Raw genomic sequence first — 22470 nt, forward strand, 5'->3', positions numbered from 1 at the left:
CAGCCTACCGTTCGCCGTCGCCGGGTCGGGAATACGGCAGGGCCGCGCGGCGGCCGGTCGGTGCAGCGGCCACCCGCCCGTCCATCCATTGCACCGGCAGCCCGAGGTCGTCGACCGTGGCCGGTGAGGTTGTGAACCGGCGGCCGAGCGCGGCGACCGCGTGCACCTGAACGCTGCTGACGACCATGTTGACCCAGCGGATGGTGTCCTCGGTTTTCCGGCTGGCGTCGACGACCACCCAGACCTGGTCAGCACCGATCGCGGTGAGCGTCGCCGCACGAGCGACAGCATCGGAGGCGGGTTCGATCCCACAGGCGATGAACGTGCTGTGTCCCATCTCCACACCGTTAGCTCGTGCCGACACGGCGCTTCGCCGGTGGTCGACACGCTCGATCCGGTCGTGCAGGAGTGTGCCGGAGATGCGGAGCTCCCCCGCACCGGCCACACGCAGCATGAGGCGGGCGATCGTGAGCGGGTCGTCCGCGAGCCCGACGATCAAGACCAGGTCTCCCGGCCGCGTCAGCGGAGCCGGTACGGGCGGTCGGGCCAACGTCGGCGGAGCCGGTATCGCAGCCGGTGCCGCAACCGGCAACACAGCCGGCACCGCAGTTGAGGCGACGTCCGGGCCGGGCGCCGCTTGTGAAACGACAAGCTGGCCGGTAGCGAAGGTGAGTTCGTCCATGAGCTGGGCGAACCCGTCGGAGGCCGTGGATACCTGCGGGGAGGACTGGGTCGAGTAGAGCCGGGATTCGGCCTCGTCGGCGTCGTCGAGCAGCGCTGCGATGCCCAGCCGCGCCGAGATATCGAGGCCGGCGTGCGCCGACTTCTTGCGCTGCGCAAGTTCGACGACCTCGACCGTGATCTCAAAGTGCTCGCGCGCAAAGAAGCCGCGGATGCCGCCGACGGTGACCCGCTCGGCCGCGATGATGGTGGCGTTTGCGCCGTGCTCGGCAACGACGCGTTCCTGCAGTTCCCGCAGCGTGGGACCCTTAAGCAGAAATCGTTTCGGCTCCACGGACCACACCTACTGTCTCAATGGTCACATTCGCCGACGTTACTTCCTGGTACGACAATACCGGCAGGCCGCCGGTCTGGGTGGAGATGAGGCGCCGGATCGCCGGGCGAAGCGCCGGGGCACAGACCAGCACCGCTGTCTGGCCACTGGCCTCGACCTTGGCTACGGAAGTGCGCACGGAGCCGAGCACGACTTCGATGCGGGCCGGATCCATTAAGATCTGTGTGCCCTGATCGGAGGGGCGCAACCCTTCGAGCATGGACTGCTCGAGGGTGGGTTCGATCATGATGACTCGCAGCACAGTGCCGTCGAGATACTGCGCGGTCAGCGCCGGGCCGAGGGCCTGGCGCGCGGTTTCAACTAGCCCCTCCGGGTCATTCGATGCCTTGGCCCGCAGGGAGAGCGCCTCGTAGATGCGCGGCAGATCGTTGATCGGAATCTGCTCGACCAGCAGCCCCTGCAGCACGCGTTGCACCTCGGCGAGAGAGAGCAGGCCGGGAATCAGATCGTCGACGGCCGAGGGATTGACCTGCTTGACACCCTCCGTGAGCACCCGCACGTCTTCCCGGGTGAGCAGACGCGCCGCGTTCGTGGTGATGATCGACGAGAGGTGGGTCACCACGACCGAGACCCGGTCGATCACGGTCGCGCCGGTCATCTCGGCGCTGTGCCGCATCTCACTCGGCACCCATTTACCGGCCAGGCCGAACACCGGCTCGATCGTGACCTGCCCGGGCAGGGTATCGAGGGCGTCACCGAGGGCGAGCACCTTGCCGGCCGGTGCCAGGCCGCGCCCGTATTCGACGCCAGCGATACGAATGACGTAGGTCGACGACGGCAGGTCGACGCTGTCGCGGGTGCGCACCGGTGGCACGACCACACCCAGATCCATCGCGACTTTACGACGCAGACCGCGCACCCGGGCGAGCAGGTCATCGGAGGCGCCGGAGACGAGGTCGACGAGGTCGGGCGAGAGCATGATCTCCAGGGCATGCACGCGCATCTGCTCGATCAGGTCTTCGGTCGTATCGGTCTTGGGGGCGCTCTTCTCCGAGGCCATGGTAGCCTCGATGCTCGCCTGTTTGGTGACCTCGCCGGCCTTGATGCGCTGGGCGATCAGCATGAGCGCCATACCAACGATGAGGAACGGCAGCACCGGCATGCCCGGAATGAGTGCCATCAGCACAGCGGCGGCTCCGGCAATGGTCAGGGCGTTCCTCGACTGCGTCAGCTGAGTGGATGCCGTCGACCCGATATCGGTCTCCGCATTCGAACGGGTGACGATCATGCCGGTGGAGACGGCCATGAGCAGGGCCGGAATCTGGGTGACGAGGCCATCGCCGATGGTCAGCAGGGCGTAGGTATTGATCGCCTCACCAACCTCCATGCCGCGCTGCAGCATGCCGATGGCGATGCCGCCGATGAGGTTGATCACGATGATGACGAGCCCGGCGATAGCATCACCCTTGACGAACTTGGAGGCGCCGTCCATGGCACCGTAGAAGTCCGCTTCGGCGGACACTTCTGCCCGACGATCCTTGGCCTCGGTGTCGGTGATCAGGCCGGCGTTGAGGTCGGCGTCGATGGCCATCTGCTTGCCGGGCATAGCGTCGAGGGTGAACCGGGCGCCGACCTCGGCCACTCGCTCGGCGCCCTTGGTGACGACGACAAACTGAATGACGACGAGAATCAGAAAGATGACCGCGCCGATAATGATGGAGCCGCCGACGGCAACGTGCCCGAAGGCTTCGATCACCTGGCCGGCATAGCCGTCGCCGAGTACCAGGCGGGTGGAAGCAACGTTGAGGCCGAGACGGAACAGGGTCGCAACGAGCAGCAATGATGGAAAAACCGAGAAGTCGAGCGGTTTCTTCACGAACATCGTCGTGAGCAGGGTGACCAGCCCCAGCATGATGTTCAAAATGATCAGGATGTCGAGCAGGCCGGCCGGAATCGGTACGACGAGCAGCAGGATGATGCCGACCACGCCCACCGGAACGGCAAGCTTGATGAGATTGCGATTCATGAACGGCCTCCGGCAGTCTGCGGTGATGGTGATGGTGATGATGATGATGATGATGGGGCGGTGAGGGCGCTCATGGTGTGGGTTCCCGCCGTACTCCCTCGCTTCTGCAGGGCCATGACGAAGGCGAGCACCCGGGCGACCGCGTTGTACAGTTCGGTCGGAATCTCGTCGCCGATCTCACAGACCGCATGCAGGGCCCGCGCGAGCGGCACGTCCTGCACGATCGGCACCCGATCGGTCTCGGCCTGCACGCGAATGCGGGCGGCGATATGGCCGACCCCCTTGGCGACCACGCGCGGAGCCGACTTGCCCGGTTCGTATTTGAGAGCCACGGCCACGTGGGTGGGGTTGACCAGCACGACGTTGGCATCAGCGACCGAGGTGATCATGCGATTGCGGCTCATCATCAGCTGGCGGGAGCGACGCTGCGATTTGATCAGAGGGTCGCCCTCCGATGCTTTGTTCTCGTCTTTGACCTCTTTCTTCGTCATCAAGGTCTTCTTGCGATTGCGTTTCATGATGACGAAGATGTCGGCGGCGGCGAGAACGAGGCCGGCCGCGACGGCCGCTTGGAGAAGCGCGGCCGTTCCGCTGCCAGCGGCGCTGAGCAGCTCAGATACCGGCAGTCCCCCGGCGGTCAATAGCACCGGCATCAGTCCCTGAATCACCCAGTACAGCACCACCCCCACAGCGGCGGTCTTGGCGAGCACTTTCACGCCCTCCCACAGCGCCTGTGTGCCGAACACACGTTTCATGCCCGTGACGAGATTGAACTGCTCGTACTTGCCGGTGAACTTCTTGAAGTGGATGCCGCCCTGCAGCGCCGCTCCACCCAGCACGACGATGAGCACCACGACAAAGAACGGCGTCAGAATATCGGCCAGCGAGGACAGGGCGTTGCCGAGGGCTTCGACAGCGACGCTCGGATCCGGATTGTTGGCGAGGGTGCCGATGCGGTACATCTGGTCGGTTCCCGCAGCGCCGCCCGCCGCGATGGTGGCCGGCAGCATGAGACCGGCAGCGCCCACGCCGAGCCACGCCGTGACATCCTGTGATTTGGACAGCTCGCCCTTTTCGCGCACCCGCTTCATGCGTTTCTCGGTGGCTGGTTCGGTCTTCTCGCCGGAGTCGGTTTCGGACAACTACCTCACCCCCATGAGGGCGTCGAGGGCCTGCCCGGTGAGAGAGGACACGATGCGCGGCAGGGCCACGAAGACCGTCGCTGCGAGGATCAGCGTGATAAGGATCTTGAGCGGAAAGCCGAGGGCGAACGCGTTGAGCGCGGGGGCGACCCGTGTGAGCAGGCCAAGGCCGGCATCCGCTAAAAAGAGCACCACAAGCAGGGGGCCGGCGATCTGCACGGCGGCGAGAAACATCTGGGTCGTGGCGGCGATCATGGCCTGCGCTGGCGCGGCGAGGTCCAGGCCCGAGCCCAGTGGAATGGCGGTGTAGCTGCGAAACAGGCCGCCGAGCACCAGTTGGTAGGCGCCAGAGGCGAACATCAACGCGAGCGCGGTCATGTGGAACAGTCGGGTGAACTGTGCGCCGTTGATCATGGACTGGGGGTCGAAGCCCTGCGCCATCTGGAATCCGCTGAACATGTCGATGAGCCCACCGGCCGACTGCACGGCGGCGAAGACCAGAAAAACCAAAAAGCCCAGGGTGGCACCGACCAGAATCTCCAGAATCAGGGCGCCGACGAAGCCGGCGGTGTCCTGGGAGACGTAGTCGGCGGTGACCCGCGGCGACACAGCCAGGGCCAGTCCGATGGCGAGCATGGCTTTGATCCGTGCGGGGAATGCGCGATAGGAGAACGGCGGCGCGATGACCAGAAAAGCGACCATACGCACACCGGCGAGCATGACCGCTTCGATCCAGGCGAAATTGAGGTTGAACTCCACGTCAGCCTCCGCCGAGCAGCGCGGGGATCTTTTCGAACAACTCGTTGGTGAACGCGACCGACTCGGCGATCATCCAGTGGCCGCAAATCAGCAATGCGAGGGACACGGCGACGGCCTTGGGCACAAACGACAGCGTGACTTCTTGAATCTGGGTGATCGATTGCATCAGCGAGATGGCGAAGCCCACCACGAGAGCGGTGATGAGTACAGGGGCCGACAGTTTGGCGGCGAGAATGAGCGCCTGCAGACCGATATCCAGCACCGCATTGGTGTTCATGTGGCCATCTGATAACTGCCGATGAGGCTCGTGATGATGAGTCCCCAGCCGTCGACGAGAACGAAGAGCAGAATCTTGAACGGCAGGGAGATCATGACCGGCGGCAGCATCATCATGCCCATCGACATCAGCGCCGCGGAGACGACGATGTCGATGACCAGGAACGGGATGAAGATGACGAACCCGATGATGAAGGCGGCGCGCAGTTCGGAGATCATGAAAGCGGGAATGAGCGTCAGCAGGGTGACGTCATCGGGGTTGTCAGGGTTCGGCTGGTCGGCGGCCCGTGTCATCAGGGCAAGGTCTTCGCCGCGCGTGTTGGCGAGCATGAATTGCCGCAGCGGCTCCGAACCCAGGTTGAGCGCATCCGTAAAGTTCAGGGAACCGTCAAGGTAGGGCTGCAGGGCCACGCTGTTGATATCGGTCAGCACGGGCGCCATGATGAACAACGACAGAAACAGAGCGAGGCCGGCGAGTACCTGGTTCGGCGGGATGGACGGCAGCGCCAGGGCGTTGCGGGTCATTGCGAGCACCACGAAGATCTTGGTGAAGCTCGTCATCATGAGCAGCAGCGCCGGCGCGACCGACAGCAGGGTAATACCGAGCAGGGTGACGATCGCCGAGGAGGGCGCCCCGTCGGGGCCGTTTATGTCGATGCTCAGTCCACCGCCGCCGGAGTCGGTCGGATCGGTCGGATCGGTCGGATTAGTCGGATTAGTCGGGTCGATCGGCATGGCATGACCGGCCGTCGCCCCCAGCCAGAGCAGAATCGTCGTGATCACCACGATGAGCACGATCAGCAGGCCGATGCGGGCGGACGAGGCCCGGGAGACAATCCGGTATGGTGCGGTGTTCACCGGCCCTGCCGAAGTAGTGCGGCGGTCTGGCGCCACGTCGACGGCGATAGGATCGACCCGGCAAGTGAAGCGGAGGGGGCGGGCTGCGCAACGCGAGCCGGGTCATCCGCTTCAGCGGCGGCAAGGGAACGTGCGAACTGCGCCGCCCGCGCCGATTCCGGCCCGCCCAACACCGAAATGGCGGCGTCGAGGGTCGTCGGTGTTGCGGGCGTGAAGGGTTTCTCGTGCAGCACGGTCACGGCCTGTTCGGTCACGCCGAGAACGAGGCGCGTGCCCTCGACCTCGATGACGACAACGGATGCCTTCTGCCCGATGGGCTGACGGCCCACGACGGTCACCGGGTTGGCGACACCCAACGCGCGTGCCCCCCGCGACAGGCGTCGCTGCAGGTACCAGAGCAGTGCGAGAACCACGCCCAGCGACAGGACGACACGCGCCGCAACAATGAGGGTGTCCACTTACGACAGGCCATCCTTGACATCGAGAATCTGGGTGATGCGCACGGCGTAGTCCTGGTCGACGACGACGATTTCGCCGTGCGCGATCAGACGGCCGTTGAGGAGGATATCGGCCGGTGCTCCGGCGGAGCGATCCAGTTCGATGACGGCACCCGGATTGAGCGACAAGACATCGCGCACGGACATGCGCGTGCGCCCGATCTCGACCGTCAAGGACATTTCGACGTTGCTGATGCGCCCAAGGTTGCCCATGGCGGTGCGGTCTGGCGTCGAGCCTGGTCCGCCGACGAGCCCGTTTCGGCGCACGCGAATGGCAAACCAGCCGGTCACGACCCCGCCCGCACTCAGTTCGAAAACCTCGGTGTCTTCGGCAGCGAACAGCGCCGAGGCGTCTTCGACCCGGGAGTCGCCGAGCACGCCGATTCCGAGCACGCCGGAGGCGCTCTCCAGGGCCGGACGCAGAACGTCCTGGCTGGAGACGAGCCTGGTGTTGGCACCGGCCGCGGCGTCGAGCGAGGCGGAGTCGCTGAGCACCACGGCCAGGTCTGCGGATGTCGTGCCCACAAACGAGGCCACCACGACCGAACCGAGGCGCGACGTCAGCTCCGCGCTGCCGGGGTGCGGCATCGCCTGCAGCGGCACCGTCGTGGGCAACACGCGAATGAGTGCGTCGACGGCGACTTCGGGAATGGATCGGGTAGAAATCATTGAGCTGTCTCCTCGGTATCAATGACGATGCAGGCCAGCCGGGAACCGTTGGTCCCGACGGCCGCGCGGGCCAGCGACTGGCCGTCGACGGTCAGACTGAGCGGACGATGCTGGGGATGCGGAATGTGCAGAACGTCGCCGACGGCCAGCGACAGAATGCGGCTGGGGAGCACGCGCGCCGTCTGGAGTCGCAGCGACAGGTCCACCGGCACGGCGGCGATCTGGGCCTGCAGAAATTCGGCGGCGTTCGACGTGGTGCTCGTGGGGTTCGCTTCGCCGAGTTGCGGCATGAGGGCCGTGGCGGGAATCGCCACCGTCGCCGTGGCGGTGACCTTCTCCACCCGAATGGCGAAGGTCGCGACCACCATCAGGTCGCCGGTCGCGGCCGCCTGCGCGAACTGCGAGTTGTACTGGATCGCCTCCACACCCATTTCGTCGACGATCAACGGGCCGAAGGAATAGCGCAGGTCTTCGAGGCTCTCAGCGATGAGCTTGCGAATCAGGGCCAGCTCGATTTGGGTGAAGTTGCGTTCGGCGGGAACCGGGCTGCTGCTGCTGCCACCGAGCATATGGTTCACCCAGGTGAGCGCCGATGTGGTCGGAAACTGAATGACCGCGCGGGCTTCCAGGCCGGCGACCGTGCACAACACCATGGCGGTTTTCGGTGGCAGGGAACCCGCGTACTCGTCGTAGGTGGCCATGAGTACCTGCTCGCAGGTCACCATGCAGAGCACGCGCACGCGTGCAGTCAGCTGGGTGCCCCACTGCCGCGCAAAAGTCTCAAAGGCCAATTCCAGAACGCGCGCGTGTTCCCGAGCCAGGGTGGTGGGACGCCGAAAATCGTACAGCTCAATGTTCCTCGCCGCTTTAACGGGCGCACTGCTGTCGACCTGATCCTGGACTGTCACGTTGGCACTATCGGCCGGGGTGGCCGCAATGTTAGAAGCCTTTGCCAACGGATGCGCTTATGTCAGTTCTCCGCCACCACGCCGGGAATGAGCGCCCGCACGCTGTCCGGCTGATCCGACAGCAGCACGATGTCGACCCGGCGGTTCTGTGCCATGTCGTCGATCGTGGACCCGCTGTTCGCCGGCTGGGCCGATCCGAAAGCGACCGCGGAGATCACTTCGCCGGCGACACCGCCCTGCTCGACCAGGCGACGCAAGACCTGGGTTGCCCGACTCGCCGACAGTTCCCAGTCGGTGGGGAAGGCCTGCGACTGGCCGTGTTTGTCGGCGTGCCCCTCGACCGAGATTCTTAGCCCCGTGGCTACGAGCGCCGGCGCCGCGGCTTCGAGAACCGCGGTCGCGGCCGCCGTCAGCTGGGCGCTGTCCGGTGCGAAGAACGTTTCGCTTCCGACCAGCCCGAGAGTCAGGCCACGGTCAGTGATGTGAAATTCCACCAGGTCGGCCACTCCCGCTGCGGTCAGGCTGGCGACGACGGCGGTCTTGATCTGATCGAGCTTCGCGACCTCCTGAGCAGCCGCTTGTGTGTGCTCCATCGCCTGCGCCGCGGTGTCGGCCGGATCGAGTGTGTCGGCCGAGTGAGTGACCTCGGTAGGCGATTCGCCCTTGGTGTCGACGAGGTCAGCCGGCACAACGACACCCTCGGCGGTATCGACCTTGCCCGCATCCACCGCTCCGAAACCGGTGGCCAGAGAGTTGGCGAGCTGATCGTACTTGTCCTGATCGACGGTCGACATGGCGAACAGCACGATGAACATACACATCAGCACGGTGACCATGTCCATGTAGGAGGCCATCCACCGTTCGTCGGGGTGAACGTCCTCCTCGTCGACCATCTTGCGGCGCCTGGCGCGCACACTCATGCTGCTGCGGGAAGGTCTTTGTCCTTACCCTTACCTTTGCCGTTGGCCTTGGACTTGCCGGTGGAACCGGCGGCATCCGCTGCGCTTTGATTGCCTTTGGCACCCGTTTTCGGTAACAGCTCAGCGGGGACCATGGCGCGCAGGCGTTCCCCGAGGAGTCGCGGCTGGCTGCCAGCCTGCACGGCGAGGGCGCCTTCCATGACGAGGGTCATCCGGTCGGCCTCGAGGTCGGCCAGGCGGCGCAGGCGTGAGCCGAGCGGCAGCCAGATGAAGTTGGCCGAGAGCAGGCCCCAGAGAGTCGCGACGAAGGCGGCCGCGATCATCGGTCCCAGTGTCGCGGGCGTATCCAGGTTCTCGAGAACGTGGGTCAATGACACGACCGTGCCGATGATGCCAACCGTCGGGGCGTACCCGCCGAGGCCGGTGAAGAATTTGGCCGCATTGCGATTCGATCGAGTCTTTGTCGCGATCTCGTCCTCGAGGAGCATCCTCAGTTCATCTCCGTCGGTGCCGTCGGCGATGTTCTGCAGCGCGCCGCGCAGGAACGGGTCGGCCACCTTGTCGGACTCCTGGTCGAGTGCGAGGAGTCCGGCGCTGCGAGCAGTTTCGGCCAGACCGACAACCTGGTCGATGACGGACTGCGGCGGCGTAGTCTTGCCGAGGAACGCTCCGGGTAGTGCCTTGAAGGCAGACGTGAAGTCCTTGATCGTGCCGCCAGCGAGGCCGACCGCGATGGTCGCGCCGAAGACCAAAATCATGGGCGCCGGCAGCAGGATAGACATGACGGAGGAATGCTCGAGGGTGATCATGGCCACGAGCGCGCCGAAGGCGAGCACCAGGCCGATCAGGGTTGCGGGATCCACTAGAGCTTCCTGGGGCCTCGCGGCAGGGCACCGGCGCTCGGATCATAGGCGAGCGCGATGACGTGGGCCCGATAGCTCGCGATCTTCTCGATGACATCGTCCATGGACTCGGTGACGATGAAGTTGGCGCCGTCAACCATGACCAGGGTGGTGTCGGGGTTGGCGTGGATGCGTTCGATCAGATCAGGATTAATCGCAAAGTGACTGTCGTTCAGCCGCGTAAGTACGATCATCTGCTCATCCTGTCTCGAACGGCTCGAGGGAGACGTCACGCTGCACTGTCGGCCGCCGCGCCGCTCATGTTAGCTAGGGCGCCGGGCCAGTTCGCCCCGAGCCCGCACGGAACAGCACCTCCGCGCACAAGGTTTCCATAAGGCCGTCAGGCCACGCTGTGCCATGAACTCATCTCAACGCACCGCTCTGGAGTGATTATGACAACACGTAGGGAAATACTGCAGTTGGGCGCTGTGGGCGCCGTCGGCGCGATGAGCGCCCTCGGCATGGCCAGGATGTCGGACCCGGTCCCCACCCCCAGCCTGCTGGCGCCCGCGAACATGCCGGTCCCGTACGCGGGCGTATTCCGCCGCCCGCCCGAACTGGTGCCGTACGCCACGGGGTTCGACGATGGCGACCCGGCGCGGCCATTCGCCAAATTCGCCCTCACCGAGAAAATAGGGCAGGCCCAGATCCTTCCGGGGCTCTCCACCACCCTGGCGGGGTACAACGGTATCTTTCCCGGCCCCACCATTCGGGTGCGGCAGGGCACCCGTTCCGAGGTGCGCATCCGCAACGCTTTGCCGGCAGCGGGGCTTCTGCACCCGGCGGCGTTCAACACCGTCACCCACATGCACGGCTCGGCGTCGTTGCCCCAGTACGACGGGTACGCCAATGACTTCACGGCTCCGGGCAAAGTCAAGAATTACCAGTACCCCAACTGGCAGTCCGCGCGCACGCTCTGGTACCACGACCACAACCACTTAGTCACGAGCCAGAACGTGTATTCAGGACTCGCGGGTTTCTACCCGATGTCGGACCGGTACGAGCAGGCGCAACTGCCGCAGGGCGAGTTCGACGTGCCGCTGATGATCTCGGACGCAATGTTCAACGCCGACGGCTCTCTGGGGTTCAACGACAACGGCCACGCGGGTCTGTGGGGCGACGTGATCATGGTCAACGGGGTGCCGTGGCCGACAATGAAGGTCAAGCCGCGCATCTACCGCTTTCGAGTGCTCGTGGCCTCGATCACACGCTCCTATCGACCCACCCTGTCCACCGGTGACCCCTTCTACGTCGTCGGCACCGACGGCGGCATGACGCCCAAGGTGGAGGCGGTGCAGTCCTGGCGGCAGGGCACGGCAGAGCGTTACGAGATCCTGATCGACTTTCGCAAGTACAGGGTCGGCCAGATGATCGAGATGCGCAACCTGAGCAACAAGAACAACGTCAGCTACGCCAACACGAACAAGATCATGCGGTTCGAGGTGGTGGCCGACTCCGGCTCCACGGCCGGGTCGATCTCCGCCATCCCCACGACCCTGGACGACGGCGGCTCGGCAAACCCCGAGCGCGGCGGCCTCGACGTGATGAAGCTGACCCCGGAGATGGCGGTGGCGAAGCGGATACTTCGAGTGCAGCGCGAGGGCGGCGAGTGGACCATCAACGGGGAGACCTGGGAGGATGTGGCGGCCTCCGGGTTTTCCCGGTGCTTCGGCAGCCCGCAACCGTACTCCGTCGAGCAGTGGACCATCACGAACGAGTCCGGCGGTTGGTTCCACCCGGTGCACATTCACCTGATAGACGCCAAGATCATCGCCCGAAACACCAACGGCGGCAAGCCGTTCCCCTGGGAGGGTGGGCCGAAAGACGTCTTCTACGCGGGAGAGAACGAGTCCATCACCATGCTGATGCAGTTCAACACCGGTGCCCACACCGGCGGGCGGTACATGGTGCACTGCCACAACCTGGTGCACGAAGATCACGACATGATGGTGCAGTTCTCGGTCGGCGACTGGCGAAACAACGACCCGGTCAGCTCCGACTATCCGGTCGTGGACACCACGCCGATGGGCTCGTATCCGCCGGTGTATCGACCCGGGTTTGCGGCGGGAACCTGAGATGAACACCATCAGAAGGATGCTCACGGCGGTACTCATCACGGTCGCGCTGAGCGGATGCACCGCCGTGTCGGCGCCTCCGACAACCGCTCTTGATCCCATTCCAGCAAAATTGAGCGTCTCCGCTGAGACGGGGACGGATGCGGGCAACGACCGGCCTATTGTTTCCTACGACGGGCTGATGGTGCGACGCAGGGTGGTGATCGCAATCCACTCGACTCCCGACGCTGATCTCGCCGCGCTCCGCACGGTGCTCGATAACGCGGCGAACCAGAGCCAGCTAACCCTGTCCGACATCTCTCCCGACGTGCTCGACCCCGCCTCGCTCGAGCACCTGGTGCCGGAGCTGATCGTAGCCATGCCGATGGGGGGTACCGTTGCCGAAGCCGGAGACCTGGTCAATCGTGCGTACTTCCAAGACCCGGCCGTTCCCGGGGTGGACCACTATCATGTCGCCGAGGTCCTGGTACACGATCTCCGGTTCGCGGTTCGGGCGACCAGCCCTGACGTACTGGAGGAGTCCATCGGCCGGGAAGGCATCCTGTCGGACGCGCTCGGCAACTACGCCACCACCCTCCGCACCGGTGAACTCGACGTGACCTACACCGGTCCGCTCCTCAGCGACGAGCTCATACAGTCGGTTCAGTACGGCATCGCACGCGCCGCGCATACCGAGGTGGCCGCGGTCACCGTTTCCCCCCGCACCACCGCCGGGGTCGGTGTGGACATGGCAAACGAGCCAGCACCCGCGCCCGCAGCCACCGAATCGGATTCGGACCATAACCACGATGCCACGCCCGGCGACGGCCACGTCGAATCAGGCAACGGCGGTGACGACGTCAACGACGCTCCCGATGACAGCGACGGACGACGAGCGGACGACAACTCCGGCTCCGGCGCAAACGGCACGGTCGACGATAACGGCAACTCCGACCCCGGGACTGATTCCGGCTCCGATACCGGCGAGAACAGTGGCCGCGGCAGTCAGGACGACTCCGGCAAGAATGACTCCGGCAACGGCAGCTCCGGCAACGACGACAGCAGTGGCAGTGGCGGTAACGACGACTAGCACCGTGCAAGCCGTCCACGGGGTGCCGACAGTTGGTCCCGCGCATCGCTGACGGACGAATACTGTTGGACACGCCGGGAGGTCCACATTCGGCTTGGTCCTGATCCTGCTGCAACAACTCTGGCCCCGGCATATGCCAGGGCCAGACGACTTGCGTGAAGTGAAAAAAGACAATCAAGTCGTGCGAATGACTACCGCTTGAGGTTGGTGAGCTCCTGCAGGACCTCGTCGGACGTCGTGATGATGCGGGCGTTGGCCTGGAAGCCGCGCTGGGCGACGATGAGGTTGGTGAATTCCTGCGAGAGGTCGACGTTCGACATCTCCAGCGCCCCGCTCGTGAGCGAGCCGAGGCCGGCCGCGCCCGCGGTGCCGAGTTCGGCGCCGCCGGAGTTGAAGGTGGCTCGGTAGGCGGAGGATCCGGCCTTCTCGAGCCCGCCGGGGTTGACGAAGGTCGCGAGGGCGATACGGCCGATGGCCTGCTGTTGGCCGTTGCTGAACAGGCCGACGAGGGTGCCGTCGGCGCCGAGCGTGTAGCTGTTGAGCGTGCCCGCCTCGTTGCCGTCGTCGGTAGCACCGGCAACGGTGGTCTGGCCGGAGAAGCCCCTGAGGTCGTCGAAGTTCATGGCGATGCGATCGACTACAAGCTTGCCCGAAGGGGTGAAGGTTCCTGTGGTTCCATTCGCCGTGAGGGTAATGCTCGCGGTGCCGGCAGTGTCTGCCGCCGTCCAACCGGTGTTGGTGCGGGTGAACGTGAGCGAAATCGTGCGAGAGTTGCCCAGCTCGTCGTAGACGTCGATGGTGCGCACGAGCGTGGTATCGGCCGCGGCGTCCGACGGCAGGTTGCCGGTGAAGGTCGCGGCGGTCGAGGCTGAGGCCGGCACGATGGCGCCCACCGGCAGGGTGATGTTGCCGGTGGCTCCGCCGTCGGTGACGACGCCGTTGTTCGCGCCCCAGCCCTGCACGATGGCGCCGTCGGGCGAGACCAGGCGGCCGGCCGAGTCGAAGTTGAAGGAGCCAGCACGGGTGTAGAGGGTCTCGCCGCCGAGGGATGTGACGAAGAAGCCGTCGCCGTTGATCATGAGGTCGGTGGTCTTGCCGGTCGCCTGGGAGGAGCCCTGCGCGAAGTTCGTGGAGATTCCGGCGACCTGCACGCCGAGGCCGACCTGAGCCGGGTTGGTACCGCCCGCGGTGGGGGTGGCGCCGCCGGCAGCCTGGGTCAGCTGCGAGAGGGTGTCCTGGAATTGGGCGGCGGAGGCCTTGAAGGCCGTCGTGTTGACGTTGGCGATGTTGTTGCCGGTCACGTCGAGCATGGTCTGGTGTGAACGAAGGCCGGAGATGCCTGAGTAGAGAGAACGAAGCATAAGATTCTGCCTTTCAAAAAAAATGAAGTGTGCGGTGAAAATGGTGGGGTGGCGCAACCGCGGATCAGGCCGCGGTGGTCGCCACCGTGGTTCTCGTCACGCCGGAGATGACATCGAGGGCGACGGCTTCCCCATTGACGGTGACCATGGGCACGGGACCGGCAAAGGAGACCGATGAAGCCAGCCCGGTTATCTCGGCACCATCAGCATTGGTGAAGGTGACCGTTTCCCCTACCAGTGCAGCCGCGGAGGTGCGCATCTGCAGGGAGAAGCCCTCCTCGCTCGCGGTAGCCATTTGCGCGAGTTTCTCCATCATGGCGAGCTGGGTGGTCTGAGCGATCATCTCGTTGGTATCCATCGGCGAGCTGGGATCCTGGTTCTGCAACTGCGTCACGAGCAACGACATGAACACCTCCGAGTCCATGGACTGATTGGGGGTGCGCGTCGTGGTCGTGGACGAGTACATTCCGGTCGGAGCGGCGGCATTGGCCGCCAGGGCGTCGATTGTCACGGTTATTCTCCTTCTAAGCCAGTACGTCGATGGTGTGGGTGGACCCGAATCGGGGCGTTCGGATCTCCTGCGGAGTATCCGCTGCTCGACCGTTTGGACTCCGACCGTCGGGATTACGGCCGTCAGTCTCGGCCCGCGGCTGGCGGGCGGCACCGGGATCGCGCGCCTGGCTGTCCGACGACAGATCGAGCTGTGCGCTCAGCCCCGATCCGGCGAGGTCACGGCGAAGGTCGGGCAGAATCACGCGCAGGGCCTCGCGGGCCAGGTCGGTGGGAGCGAACAGCTCCACCCGAATGCCCTCTCCGCTCACGTGCGCCCGCACGGTGACCGGCCCGAGGTTGTCGGGCGTCACGCTGATGGTCAGCACGTGCTCGCCGGGAGCAGCGCTGGTAAGCGAGAACAGCGGCTTCATAATCTGCGTGGTGAGCGGTACTGTCGCGGCCGGTGCCGGTGCGGCTACCGGGGCGGTCGCGGCCGTCGGCAGCGTGGGTGGCACGGCGGGTGGCAGCGTGGGTGGCAGGGCGGGTGCGACCGGTGCCGCTGGTGTGGCGGCGGCGGTGCTTGTACCGGCCAGTCGCAGCGAGTCAGGCGCAGAATCGGGCGCAGAGCCGGACACAGATCTGAGCACGGATCCGAGCACAGCGCCCGTCGACCCGCTAGCGAGCATACTCGCGCTTGCCGGCGGTATTGCCGCTGGGACAGCCGATGATGCGTGAGCTGGCAGCACGGCGGCATCCGCTCTGGTGGACAGTGTCGCTGCGGCCCCTGGAGCCGTCGTCGCACCGGTCGCCGCCTCGTCGGAGCGACCTCGGGCTGCTGTGGCTCGACCGGCAACGCCCGTGGCTAGGGCGGCGACGTTGAGGAACGCGGTGTCCGTCTGCGCCCCGATGCTGTCATCACCGACGGGCGCCTCCGCAGCAGTAGCAGCAGCAGGGGCCGGTGTGGCGTCCCCTGCGCTCCCGTCGAGGATCTCAACGTCAACGGGCACGGTTTCAGCAGTGCTGCCAGACGCAGTAATTTCGGACGCAGTGCTGCCAGACGCAGTGCTGCCAGACGCGGTGCTGCCAGACGCAGTGCTGCCAACCGCGACCGCCGCGCTGGCGGCCTGCGCCGGTTCTGCAGCAACGCCGGCGGCGTTGGTCCAGGTGAGAGCCGCCGAAAACGACGCGGGAGACAGTGTTGGTATCGCGGGATCGGCGGGGGCGGAATCAGCCGCAGCCTCCGGGAGACCGGTTGAGGTCGACTCCGGGGCGCAATCCCGCGCGCGGTCGGTCTTCCGCTCCTTCGACGAAGCGGTGACCGACGACCCGGCAGCCTGCTCGACGAGCGTGTCTTCCATGATCGACCCAAATGTGTCGGCGCTCGGCGAAGCCGAGCCCGGACTTGTGTCGCGTGCGACCGACGCAACGGCGGGAGCCGCGGCAGTGGCTGGCCGAAACTGACCGAGGGTGAGAGTCATAGTGCGCCTCCCGTGACTGGCGGGTTCTGGTGGGCGAAAGCGGTGAAGGCGGCGCTGAGCATGTTGGCGGAGCCGGTACCCGTGGCAGCGGTGTCGGTCGGAATGATGCGGCGGATGGTGGTGATGTCGGCATCCGTCATATAGGCATCCCGCAGGGTGACGGTGCGTCCGGGGTACGGTGCGTGGATGACCTTGTTGTCGCCGGCGTAGATAAGGATATGGTCGCCGCCGCCGGTGACGATGAGGTCACCGGGCTGGGCTTCGGCCAGCGATGCCACCTCGGTGCCCATCTTCATCTGCCCCGACACGAGGCGCGGCAGTTCTATTCCGATATCGGCATACACGGTCTGCACGAGTCCGGAACAGTCCATTCCGCTGGAATCCTCACCGCCGAAGACGTAGGGCACGCCGAGGTATTTTCGTGCAGAGGCGACAACGTCGGCGCCGGCCGTGCCGTTGGTCGAGCCGGTGGCTCTGGTGCTGGTGGCGCTCGCTCCGGCGGTGCCAGCAGTTCCGAGCGCCGCCGCGAGGGTGGCCGCAAAGCTGCCAGCAGAAGCGGATGCCGCAGCGGGCGTCGCGGCTGCCGTCGTGGCGACCCGGTCGGTCGACACGTTGGAGAGCTGCTGCAGCGTCGACTGGATCTGGCTGATTCGGCCCATGGCCGCGATCATCGTCATAGCGTCTCCCGCTCATTCATCGTGGCGGTGCTGTTCGTAGCGGTGTCGTTCGTGGCCGTGTCGTTCGTGGCGGTGCGGCTGCGGTGCCAGCGGGCCCCCGCGATTTCGTCGAGCACGGTCTGCTGGGCGTGCAGATCTTGAGCCAGCAGGGCAGCGGTGTGCCGTTCGTGCAGCTTTTCGAGCGCGACCGACTCGGCTCTCGCCGCGTTGTAGGTGGACTGTGCCGACTTCAGGCTCTCCCGGTGGTTGCTGCCGACGGCTTCAAGCTCGGCGAGCATGCTGCGCGACGACGACCGCGCCGCGGCCATGGCGTTGAGGGCGGCGGTGGTCTGCGGGGAGTGGCCGAGGGCGCCGAGGGCGGTGCGGGCGCGCCCATGGCGGGCCTCCAACGCCGCTACCCGGGTGTTCGCTTCGGCGAGGTCGAGGGCAGCCTGATCCTGCTGCAGTTTGCGCAGTCGCAGCAGCCCGGCAAGGGGAAAGAGGCGGCTCATGCGACAGTCCCGAACGTGCGGGTCAGCCGGGTGAGCTGGGCCCAGGCCTGCTCACTGGGAGTCTGGTCGTTCATCCGCTGCTGCAGAAATGCCGTGATGGCCGAATTGTTCTCGACGGCGGCATCGACCAGCGGGTTCGTGCCGGCACGGTAGGCCCCGACGTCGAGAAGATCCTGCGCGCCCTGACGGGCCGCCATGACCTTGCGCAGGGCTGTCGCAATCGCCGTACGCTCCGCGCTGTTCACTCGGGAGGCCACCCGCGAGATGGAGGCGAGCACATCGACCGACGGAAAGTGGCCGGTGATGGCGAGTTTGCGGTCGAGCACGACGTGCCCGTCGAGAATGGACCGGGCCGCGTCGGCGATGGGCTCGTTGTGGTCGTCACCGTCGACAAGCACCGTGTACATTCCGGTGATCGAACCGGTCTCACCGGTTCCGGCGCGTTCCAGCAGTCGGGCGAGCACCGAGAACGTCGAGGGCGGATAGCCGCGGGTAGCCGGCGGTTCGCCGACCGAGAGGCCGATTTCGCGCTGGGCCATGGCCACGCGGGTGAGCGAGTCCATCATGAGCATGACGTCGGCGCCCCGATCGCGAAACGATTCGGCGATGCGGGTCGCGGTGAATGCGGCGCGCAGCCGCATCATGGCGGGTTCGTCCGAGGTGGAAACCACGACGATGGAGCGGGCCAGTCCTTCCGGGCCCAGATCGTCTTCGAGAAACTCGCGAACCTCACGCCCGCGCTCCCCCACCAGCGCGATGACCGACACCTGGGCATCCGTTCCGCGGGCAATCATCGACAGCAATGACGACTTTCCCACGCCGGAACCGGCGAACAGTCCCATGCGCTGGCCGCGACCGACCGTCGTGAGCGTGTCGAGAACACGCACGCCGAGGTGTAGCGGAGTGGTGATGCGCGCCCGGTGCATGGCCGAAGGGCTGTCGTGTTCCAGCGAGACAAAACCGTCGGAGTCGAGCGGGCCCTTGCCGTCGATCGGGCGGCCGAGACCGTCGATGACGCGTCCGAACAGACCACGGCCGGTGGGCACGAGCAGGGGCGAGCCGGCCGACCGCACGCGGGCGCCGGCCTGCAAACCGGTGATGCGGCCCAACGGCATGCACCGAATGCCGCTCTGGGTCGTGGCGACGACCTCCGCATCGATGCCCGCGTCGCCCGATCCGACGCCGAGCGTGACAATGTCACCGATCGCCGCGCGCAGACCGCGCACCTCCACGCCGAGACCGACGATGGACGACACGATTCCGACCCGCTCGGGGCGGCCGGCCGCGATCGCCCGCACGAGGTGCGTGGCACGCGGGCGCCAGGCAGTGATCACGCGTCGACCTCGTCGAGGGCGGCCTTCGCGCGCTCGAACGCCGTGCCGATGCGGGCATCCAGAAAACCATCGCTGAACTCGGCGATCGCGTCGCCGCGCTGCAATCGGGCATCCGCGACAAAGCGGATGCTCTCCAGCGCCCGCGTCTGCGCGCCCAAGACGACGAGGTCGTCCGGGTGCATACGAATGGTGTGGATCTCGTTGCGGTCCAGCTGGTCTGGCTGATGCAGGGCGCGTTCCAGGGCGCGGCGGGCCGACGGCTCGGTGCGGCTGAGTTCAGAACCCAGAATGGCCTCCGCCAGCTCGAGAGACGTTTGCACGAGGGTCGACTCCGCCTGCTGGATCAGCGGAATGCTGCGTTCGTCTAGGGCGCGAGCCGCGGCGGCGAGCAAGCTCACCGCGTGGTCGATCTGTGCTTGACCGGAGCGTTCATTCTCGGCGTGCTCGGCGTTGATCTCGTCGGCGCGCCCGGCGACATCCGCTGTCGCCAGGCGCAGCCCCTCGGTGTAGCCGGCCACGTGCCCAGCGGCGCGCGACTGCGCGGCGGCGCGATCCTGTTCCTCATCGCGTAGACGCGGAAAAGTCATGCGGCCGAAACCGGTGTCAGTTGACATATTCGTCCTCAGCACCGCGCTTCACCGTGATACTGCCCTGCGCTTCCATGTCGCGAATGGCGCGCACGATTTCGGCGCGGGCGTCTTCGACCTGGCTCACGCGCACTGGCCCGAGGCTCTTGGTCTCGTCGTCGAGCACGTCGCGGTTGCGCTCGGAGAGGTTCGCCCGAATAACTTCGGCGACGGCGGCGGAGGTGCCCTTCATTGCCATGGCCAGAACGCTGGTGTCGATGCCCCGCAGCACCTGCTGCACGTCACGGCTCTCGAGCTTGACGATGTCGACGAAGGTCAGCATGCGGGATCGAATCTCTTCGGCGAGGCTTGGATCGCGCTGGGCGAGGCCCTCCAGCAGGGCGCGCTCGGTGGCGGCGTCTGCTCGGTTGATGATGTCGATGAGCGGCTGAACGCCCCCAATGACCTCGATACTTTCCCGCGCGACGATTTTTCCGGTGCGTAGTTTCAGCGTGTCGGTAACCACGCGAATGGCCTCGGGGGTCGCGCTCGACATGGTGGCGATGCACTGGGCGACGTCGGTGCGCAGCCCGGGCTCCATTCCCGACAGCACAGCGGATGCCTGATCGCGCCGTAGGTGTGCCAAGACCAACGCAATGGTCTGAGGCATTTCGCCGTCGAGCAGATTACGGACATCGCCGGGCTCGGAGGGGTCGAGAAACTCGAACGCCTTGCCGGCCATGGACGTGGCGACCCGGTTCATGACGCCGGCCGCACGCTCGGCACCGAAGGAGGCTTCGAGAAGACCGACGGCAAATTCGTGCCCGCCGCGGGAGAGCCGGTGGCCCTTCTGGGTGATTTCGTGGAACTCGTTGAGTGTGGACTCGGCGAGTGCCGGATCGACGTTGCGCAGCTGGACGATTTCGCTGGCAATGACCTCAGCCTCGATGTCGCTGAACTGTTTCATGACCTCGGTCGCACGCTGGCGATCCATGTTCATGAGCACGACGGCCACCTTCTGGGTGCCGGTCAGCGGCGTGTGCGTCTCAGTCATGCGCGCTGCCGATCATCCATGAGGCCACGGAGTAACTCGGCCGTGCTGCGTGGGTCGCTCTGCGCGAGCGAGTCGATCTCGGCGCGACGGATGTCGGTGTCACTGGGTACGAAAGCCACGGTCGGAAGGACCCGCGTGGGGGTGTCGCTCCCCTGATTGAGGAACAGGGCGGCGGGTGAGGCGGTGACCGACAGCGGTGCCGTCGCTCCACCGAGCGCGGTCTGCATTTCGGTGAGATCGCCGATCTCAACCGATTCCCGGCTCTGGCGACGCGAGCGGCGCGCGTACAGAATGAGGCTGACGATGAGCGTGATGACGATGCCGGCGGTGATCACCGCCACCCGCAGAATCTCGGCGAACCGTTCGGCGGCTGTGGCATCCGCTGCCGCCTGCAGCGCGGCGGCAGCAGCAGCAGCGCCCGTGGTGTCAAACGCCATGACCTCCACGGTGACTGCGTCGCCGCGCACCGCGTCGATTCCGGCGGCCGAGGTGACGAGCGAGGTGATGTCGACCACATTGAGCTTGGCTGCGGCATCCGCGTCGACGGCAACGGAGACAGTTTGCCGGGTGATGGCTCCGGCCGGAATCGTGCGGCTCTCGGTCACCTTATTGACGGCGTTGTTGCGGGTGGTCGACTCGCTCGAGAACGTACCGTCTGTGGTGCCGTCGGCCACGGTGGCCGTGTTGGATCCGAGTACGCCGGCGGCGCTGCCCCCGGTTCCCGAATAGGTCTCGGTATCGACGGATTCGTTGAGGGCCGGAGTCTCGTTCGGGGCGGTGAACGACTCTTCCACCCGTTCGGCTGATTCATAGCTCATATCGGCGGCAACGACCACGGTGGCGTTGCCGGCACCGACGACCTTGTCGAGCATGGCCTGCACGGCGGTGCGAACACGAGTTTCATAGTCGGAGGCCTGCTGATCGGCTCCTCCGGTAGCGCCGACGCCGACGGCCGAGAGTACGGCGCCGGTTGAGTCGACGACGGCCACGTCGGCCGCGGTCATTCCGTCGATCGAGGCGCTGGTTAGGTGCACGATCGCCTGCACCTGGTCGTTGGTGAGCGAAACGCCGTTTTGGGTTTCAACGAAAACAGATGCCGTCGGGTCGTTCTTCTCCGACACGAACACGCTGTCTTCGGGAATCGCGAGCTGTACCGAGGCCATCTTGACGCCGTCGAGCGCGCCGATGGTCTTGGCAAGTTCGCCCTCGAGCGCGCGCTTGTAGGTGACCGACTGCTGAAACTCGCTCGAGGTGACACCCATGGTGTCGAGCAGGGAGTACCCCCCGGTGCTCGACGTGGGCAGGCCGATGGAGGCGGCCTTGATGCGTTCGTCGTAGACGTTCCCTTCGGGCACCAGAATGGTGGCGCCGCCGTCGGCCAGTTGGTAGTCCACGCCGTCGGTGCGCAGCTGTTCGACAATGCTGTTCGCGTCTTCGCCGCTGAGACCCGAGAAGAGGGGCGTGTACGCCGGCTTGGTGACCCACATGCTGAGCGCGGCGATGCCGAGCACGAGCACGGCGACGCCGATGATGGCGACCGTACGCTGGGCGATGGTGAACTCGCGAATAGCGTTTCCGAAACGCTTGAAGGCGCTGGTGACTTGCCGGGGCATCAGGCTTGCATCCTCATGATCTCGTTGAACGCGTCGACGCCCTTGTTACGTATGGCGGCGACGAGCTCCATGGTGACCTGCGCGCGGGTAGACGCGATCGTGGCGGTGTGAATGTCGTTGAGGTCACCGGTGACGGCTTGAATAGCCAGGGCGTTCGAGGTTCCCTGCAGCTGCTGCAGGTTGTCGATGGCGCCCGAGAGAGCGGTGCCGAAGCCGGAGCCGTCGGTGCGCTGCGTGGCGGTCGTGGCCGAGCTGCCCATGACACCCGAGAGCGAGGTCGTGGCGGCT

24 protein-coding genes are annotated in these 22470 nt (G+C 65.8%); 2 read left to right on the forward strand and 22 right to left on the reverse strand.

Annotated features, from left to right (window positions below; all coding sequences use genetic code 11):
* Positions 1–4: 4 nt before the first annotated feature.
* The 12 genes from E3T50_RS14310 to E3T50_RS14365 form a co-directional block, all read right to left on the reverse strand.
* Positions 5–1015 (reverse strand): hypothetical protein, encoded by a 1011-nt coding sequence (locus tag E3T50_RS14310; RefSeq protein ID WP_134552801.1) that lies wholly within the window; start codon positions 1013–1015, stop codon positions 5–7.
* On the reverse strand, positions 990–3041 hold the full coding sequence (locus tag E3T50_RS14315) for a flagellar biosynthesis protein FlhA (protein ID WP_134552802.1): 2052 nt from the start codon (positions 3039–3041) through the stop codon (positions 990–992). The genes E3T50_RS14310 and E3T50_RS14315 overlap by 26 nt, the downstream gene beginning before the upstream one ends.
* Positions 3038–4183, reverse strand: a complete 1146-nt coding sequence (locus E3T50_RS14320; RefSeq protein WP_134552804.1) for an EscU/YscU/HrcU family type III secretion system export apparatus switch protein — start codon at positions 4181–4183, stop codon at positions 3038–3040. The genes E3T50_RS14315 and E3T50_RS14320 overlap by 4 nt, the downstream gene beginning before the upstream one ends.
* The gene (locus E3T50_RS14325; protein ID WP_134552806.1) at positions 4184–4942 is read right to left on the reverse strand and encodes a flagellar biosynthetic protein FliR; all 759 of its coding nucleotides are present in this window, start codon (positions 4940–4942) and stop codon (positions 4184–4186) included.
* A 1-nt stretch (position 4943) separates the two neighbouring features.
* Positions 4944–5219 (reverse strand): flagellar biosynthesis protein FliQ, encoded by a 276-nt coding sequence (gene fliQ / locus E3T50_RS14330; RefSeq protein ID WP_134463042.1) that lies wholly within the window; start codon positions 5217–5219, stop codon positions 4944–4946.
* Positions 5216–6076, reverse strand: coding sequence for a flagellar type III secretion system pore protein FliP (gene fliP, locus E3T50_RS14335; protein ID WP_241990940.1), 861 nt, complete (start codon positions 6074–6076; stop codon positions 5216–5218). The genes fliQ and fliP overlap by 4 nt, the downstream gene beginning before the upstream one ends.
* A complete protein-coding gene (gene fliO / locus E3T50_RS14340) occupies positions 6073–6534 on the reverse strand; it encodes a flagellar biosynthetic protein FliO (RefSeq protein ID WP_134552808.1) in 462 nt (153 codons plus the stop codon). Before fliO ends, fliP begins: the two co-directional genes overlap by 4 nt.
* Entirely contained in the window at positions 6535–7242 is a 708-nt protein-coding gene (gene fliN / locus E3T50_RS14345; RefSeq protein ID WP_134552810.1) for a flagellar motor switch protein FliN, read from the reverse strand. It lies immediately after the preceding gene.
* The gene (locus tag E3T50_RS14350; RefSeq protein ID WP_174844761.1) at positions 7239–8150 is read right to left on the reverse strand and encodes a flagellar motor switch protein FliM; all 912 of its coding nucleotides are present in this window, start codon (positions 8148–8150) and stop codon (positions 7239–7241) included. The genes fliN and E3T50_RS14350 overlap by 4 nt, the downstream gene beginning before the upstream one ends.
* Positions 8151–8212: 62 nt before the next feature.
* Positions 8213–9070, reverse strand: coding sequence for an OmpA/MotB family protein (locus E3T50_RS14355; RefSeq protein WP_174844762.1), 858 nt, complete (start codon positions 9068–9070; stop codon positions 8213–8215).
* Entirely contained in the window at positions 9067–9933 is an 867-nt protein-coding gene (locus E3T50_RS14360) for a motility protein A (RefSeq protein WP_134552812.1), read from the reverse strand. Before E3T50_RS14360 ends, E3T50_RS14355 begins: the two co-directional genes overlap by 4 nt.
* Positions 9933–10166, reverse strand: coding sequence for a flagellar FlbD family protein (locus E3T50_RS14365; RefSeq protein ID WP_134552814.1), 234 nt, complete (start codon positions 10164–10166; stop codon positions 9933–9935). The genes E3T50_RS14360 and E3T50_RS14365 overlap by 1 nt, the downstream gene beginning before the upstream one ends.
* Before the next feature lie 198 nt (positions 10167–10364).
* On the opposite strand from E3T50_RS14365, the gene E3T50_RS14370 reads away from it, so the two are divergent.
* Together E3T50_RS14370 and E3T50_RS14375 are read left to right on the forward strand one after the other, a co-directional pair.
* The gene (locus E3T50_RS14370) at positions 10365–12047 is read left to right on the forward strand and encodes a multicopper oxidase family protein (protein ID WP_134552816.1); all 1683 of its coding nucleotides are present in this window, start codon (positions 10365–10367) and stop codon (positions 12045–12047) included.
* Position 12048: 1 nt separating this feature from the next.
* Entirely contained in the window at positions 12049–13116 is a 1068-nt protein-coding gene (locus E3T50_RS14375; protein WP_134552818.1) for a hypothetical protein, read from the forward strand.
* Between the two features lie 191 nt (positions 13117–13307).
* Here the strand turns inward: E3T50_RS14375 and E3T50_RS14380 are convergent, their stop codons facing one another.
* The 10 genes from E3T50_RS14380 to fliE form a co-directional block, all read right to left on the reverse strand.
* A complete protein-coding gene (locus E3T50_RS14380) occupies positions 13308–14477 on the reverse strand; it encodes a flagellar hook protein FlgE (RefSeq protein WP_134552820.1) in 1170 nt (389 codons plus the stop codon).
* 64 nt (positions 14478–14541) lie between these two features.
* Positions 14542–14988 (reverse strand): flagellar hook capping FlgD N-terminal domain-containing protein, encoded by a 447-nt coding sequence (locus E3T50_RS14385; RefSeq protein WP_134463058.1) that lies wholly within the window; start codon positions 14986–14988, stop codon positions 14542–14544.
* Positions 14989–15001: 13 nt separating this feature from the next.
* Positions 15002–16447, reverse strand: a complete 1446-nt coding sequence (locus tag E3T50_RS14390; RefSeq protein WP_134552822.1) for a flagellar hook-length control protein FliK — start codon at positions 16445–16447, stop codon at positions 15002–15004.
* Complete coding sequence (locus tag E3T50_RS14395) at positions 16444–17124, reverse strand: C40 family peptidase (RefSeq protein ID WP_134552824.1); 681 nt, start codon at positions 17122–17124, stop codon at positions 16444–16446. The genes E3T50_RS14390 and E3T50_RS14395 overlap by 4 nt, the downstream gene beginning before the upstream one ends.
* Entirely contained in the window at positions 17121–17615 is a 495-nt protein-coding gene (locus E3T50_RS14400; protein ID WP_134552826.1) for a flagellar FliJ family protein, read from the reverse strand. The genes E3T50_RS14395 and E3T50_RS14400 overlap by 4 nt, the downstream gene beginning before the upstream one ends.
* Complete coding sequence (locus E3T50_RS14405; protein ID WP_420898733.1) at positions 17612–18949, reverse strand: FliI/YscN family ATPase; 1338 nt, start codon at positions 18947–18949, stop codon at positions 17612–17614. Before E3T50_RS14405 ends, E3T50_RS14400 begins: the two co-directional genes overlap by 4 nt.
* Entirely contained in the window at positions 18946–19563 is a 618-nt protein-coding gene (locus tag E3T50_RS14410; RefSeq protein ID WP_134463066.1) for a FliH/SctL family protein, read from the reverse strand. Before E3T50_RS14410 ends, E3T50_RS14405 begins: the two co-directional genes overlap by 4 nt.
* The gene (gene fliG / locus E3T50_RS14415; RefSeq protein ID WP_134552828.1) at positions 19553–20569 is read right to left on the reverse strand and encodes a flagellar motor switch protein FliG; all 1017 of its coding nucleotides are present in this window, start codon (positions 20567–20569) and stop codon (positions 19553–19555) included. The genes E3T50_RS14410 and fliG overlap by 11 nt, the downstream gene beginning before the upstream one ends.
* Positions 20566–22182, reverse strand: a complete 1617-nt coding sequence (gene fliF / locus E3T50_RS14420) for a flagellar basal-body MS-ring/collar protein FliF (RefSeq protein WP_134463070.1) — start codon at positions 22180–22182, stop codon at positions 20566–20568. The genes fliG and fliF overlap by 4 nt, the downstream gene beginning before the upstream one ends.
* Entirely contained in the window at positions 22182–22442 is a 261-nt protein-coding gene (fliE, locus tag E3T50_RS14425; RefSeq protein WP_478213426.1) for a flagellar hook-basal body complex protein FliE, read from the reverse strand. The genes fliF and fliE overlap by 1 nt, the downstream gene beginning before the upstream one ends.
* Positions 22443–22470 lie beyond the last annotated feature (28 nt).

It is taken from the genome of Cryobacterium gelidum, assembly GCF_004403985.1.
GTDB lineage: Bacteria > Actinomycetota > Actinomycetes > Actinomycetales > Microbacteriaceae > Cryobacterium > Cryobacterium gelidum.

What these genes read in the sequence shown, in the direction of transcription:
- E3T50_RS14315 (WP_134552802.1), bottom strand. Translation starts at nt 3,041, where the DNA reads ATGAATCGCAATCTCATCAAGCTTGCCGTTCCGGTGGGCGTGGTCGGC.
- fliQ (WP_134463042.1), bottom strand. Translation starts at nt 5,219, where the DNA reads ATGAACACCAATGCGGTGCTGGATATCGGTCTGCAGGCGCTCATTCTC.
- fliN (WP_134552810.1), bottom strand. Translation starts at nt 7,242, where the DNA reads ATGATTTCTACCCGATCCATTCCCGAAGTCGCCGTCGACGCACTCATT.
- E3T50_RS14355 (WP_174844762.1), bottom strand. Translation starts at nt 9,070, where the DNA reads ATGAGTGTGCGCGCCAGGCGCCGCAAGATGGTCGACGAGGAGGACGTT.
- E3T50_RS14365 (WP_134552814.1), bottom strand. Translation starts at nt 10,166, where the DNA reads ATGATCGTACTTACGCGGCTGAACGACAGTCACTTTGCGATTAATCCT.
- E3T50_RS14370 (WP_134552816.1), top strand. Translation starts at nt 10,365, where the DNA reads ATGACAACACGTAGGGAAATACTGCAGTTGGGCGCTGTGGGCGCCGTC.
- E3T50_RS14375 (WP_134552818.1), top strand. Translation starts at nt 12,049, where the DNA reads ATGAACACCATCAGAAGGATGCTCACGGCGGTACTCATCACGGTCGCG.
- E3T50_RS14380 (WP_134552820.1), bottom strand. Translation starts at nt 14,477, where the DNA reads ATGCTTCGTTCTCTCTACTCAGGCATCTCCGGCCTTCGTTCACACCAG.
- E3T50_RS14390 (WP_134552822.1), bottom strand. Translation starts at nt 16,447, where the DNA reads ATGACTCTCACCCTCGGTCAGTTTCGGCCAGCCACTGCCGCGGCTCCC.
- E3T50_RS14395 (WP_134552824.1), bottom strand. Translation starts at nt 17,124, where the DNA reads ATGACGATGATCGCGGCCATGGGCCGAATCAGCCAGATCCAGTCGACG.
- E3T50_RS14400 (WP_134552826.1), bottom strand. Translation starts at nt 17,615, where the DNA reads ATGAGCCGCCTCTTTCCCCTTGCCGGGCTGCTGCGACTGCGCAAACTG.
- E3T50_RS14410 (WP_134463066.1), bottom strand. Translation starts at nt 19,563, where the DNA reads ATGTCAACTGACACCGGTTTCGGCCGCATGACTTTTCCGCGTCTACGC.
- fliG (WP_134552828.1), bottom strand. Translation starts at nt 20,569, where the DNA reads ATGACTGAGACGCACACGCCGCTGACCGGCACCCAGAAGGTGGCCGTC.
- fliF (WP_134463070.1), bottom strand. Translation starts at nt 22,182, where the DNA reads ATGCCCCGGCAAGTCACCAGCGCCTTCAAGCGTTTCGGAAACGCTATT.
- fliE (WP_478213426.1), bottom strand. Translation starts at nt 22,442, where the DNA reads ATGGGCAGCTCGGCCACGACCGCCACGCAGCGCACCGACGGCTCCGGC.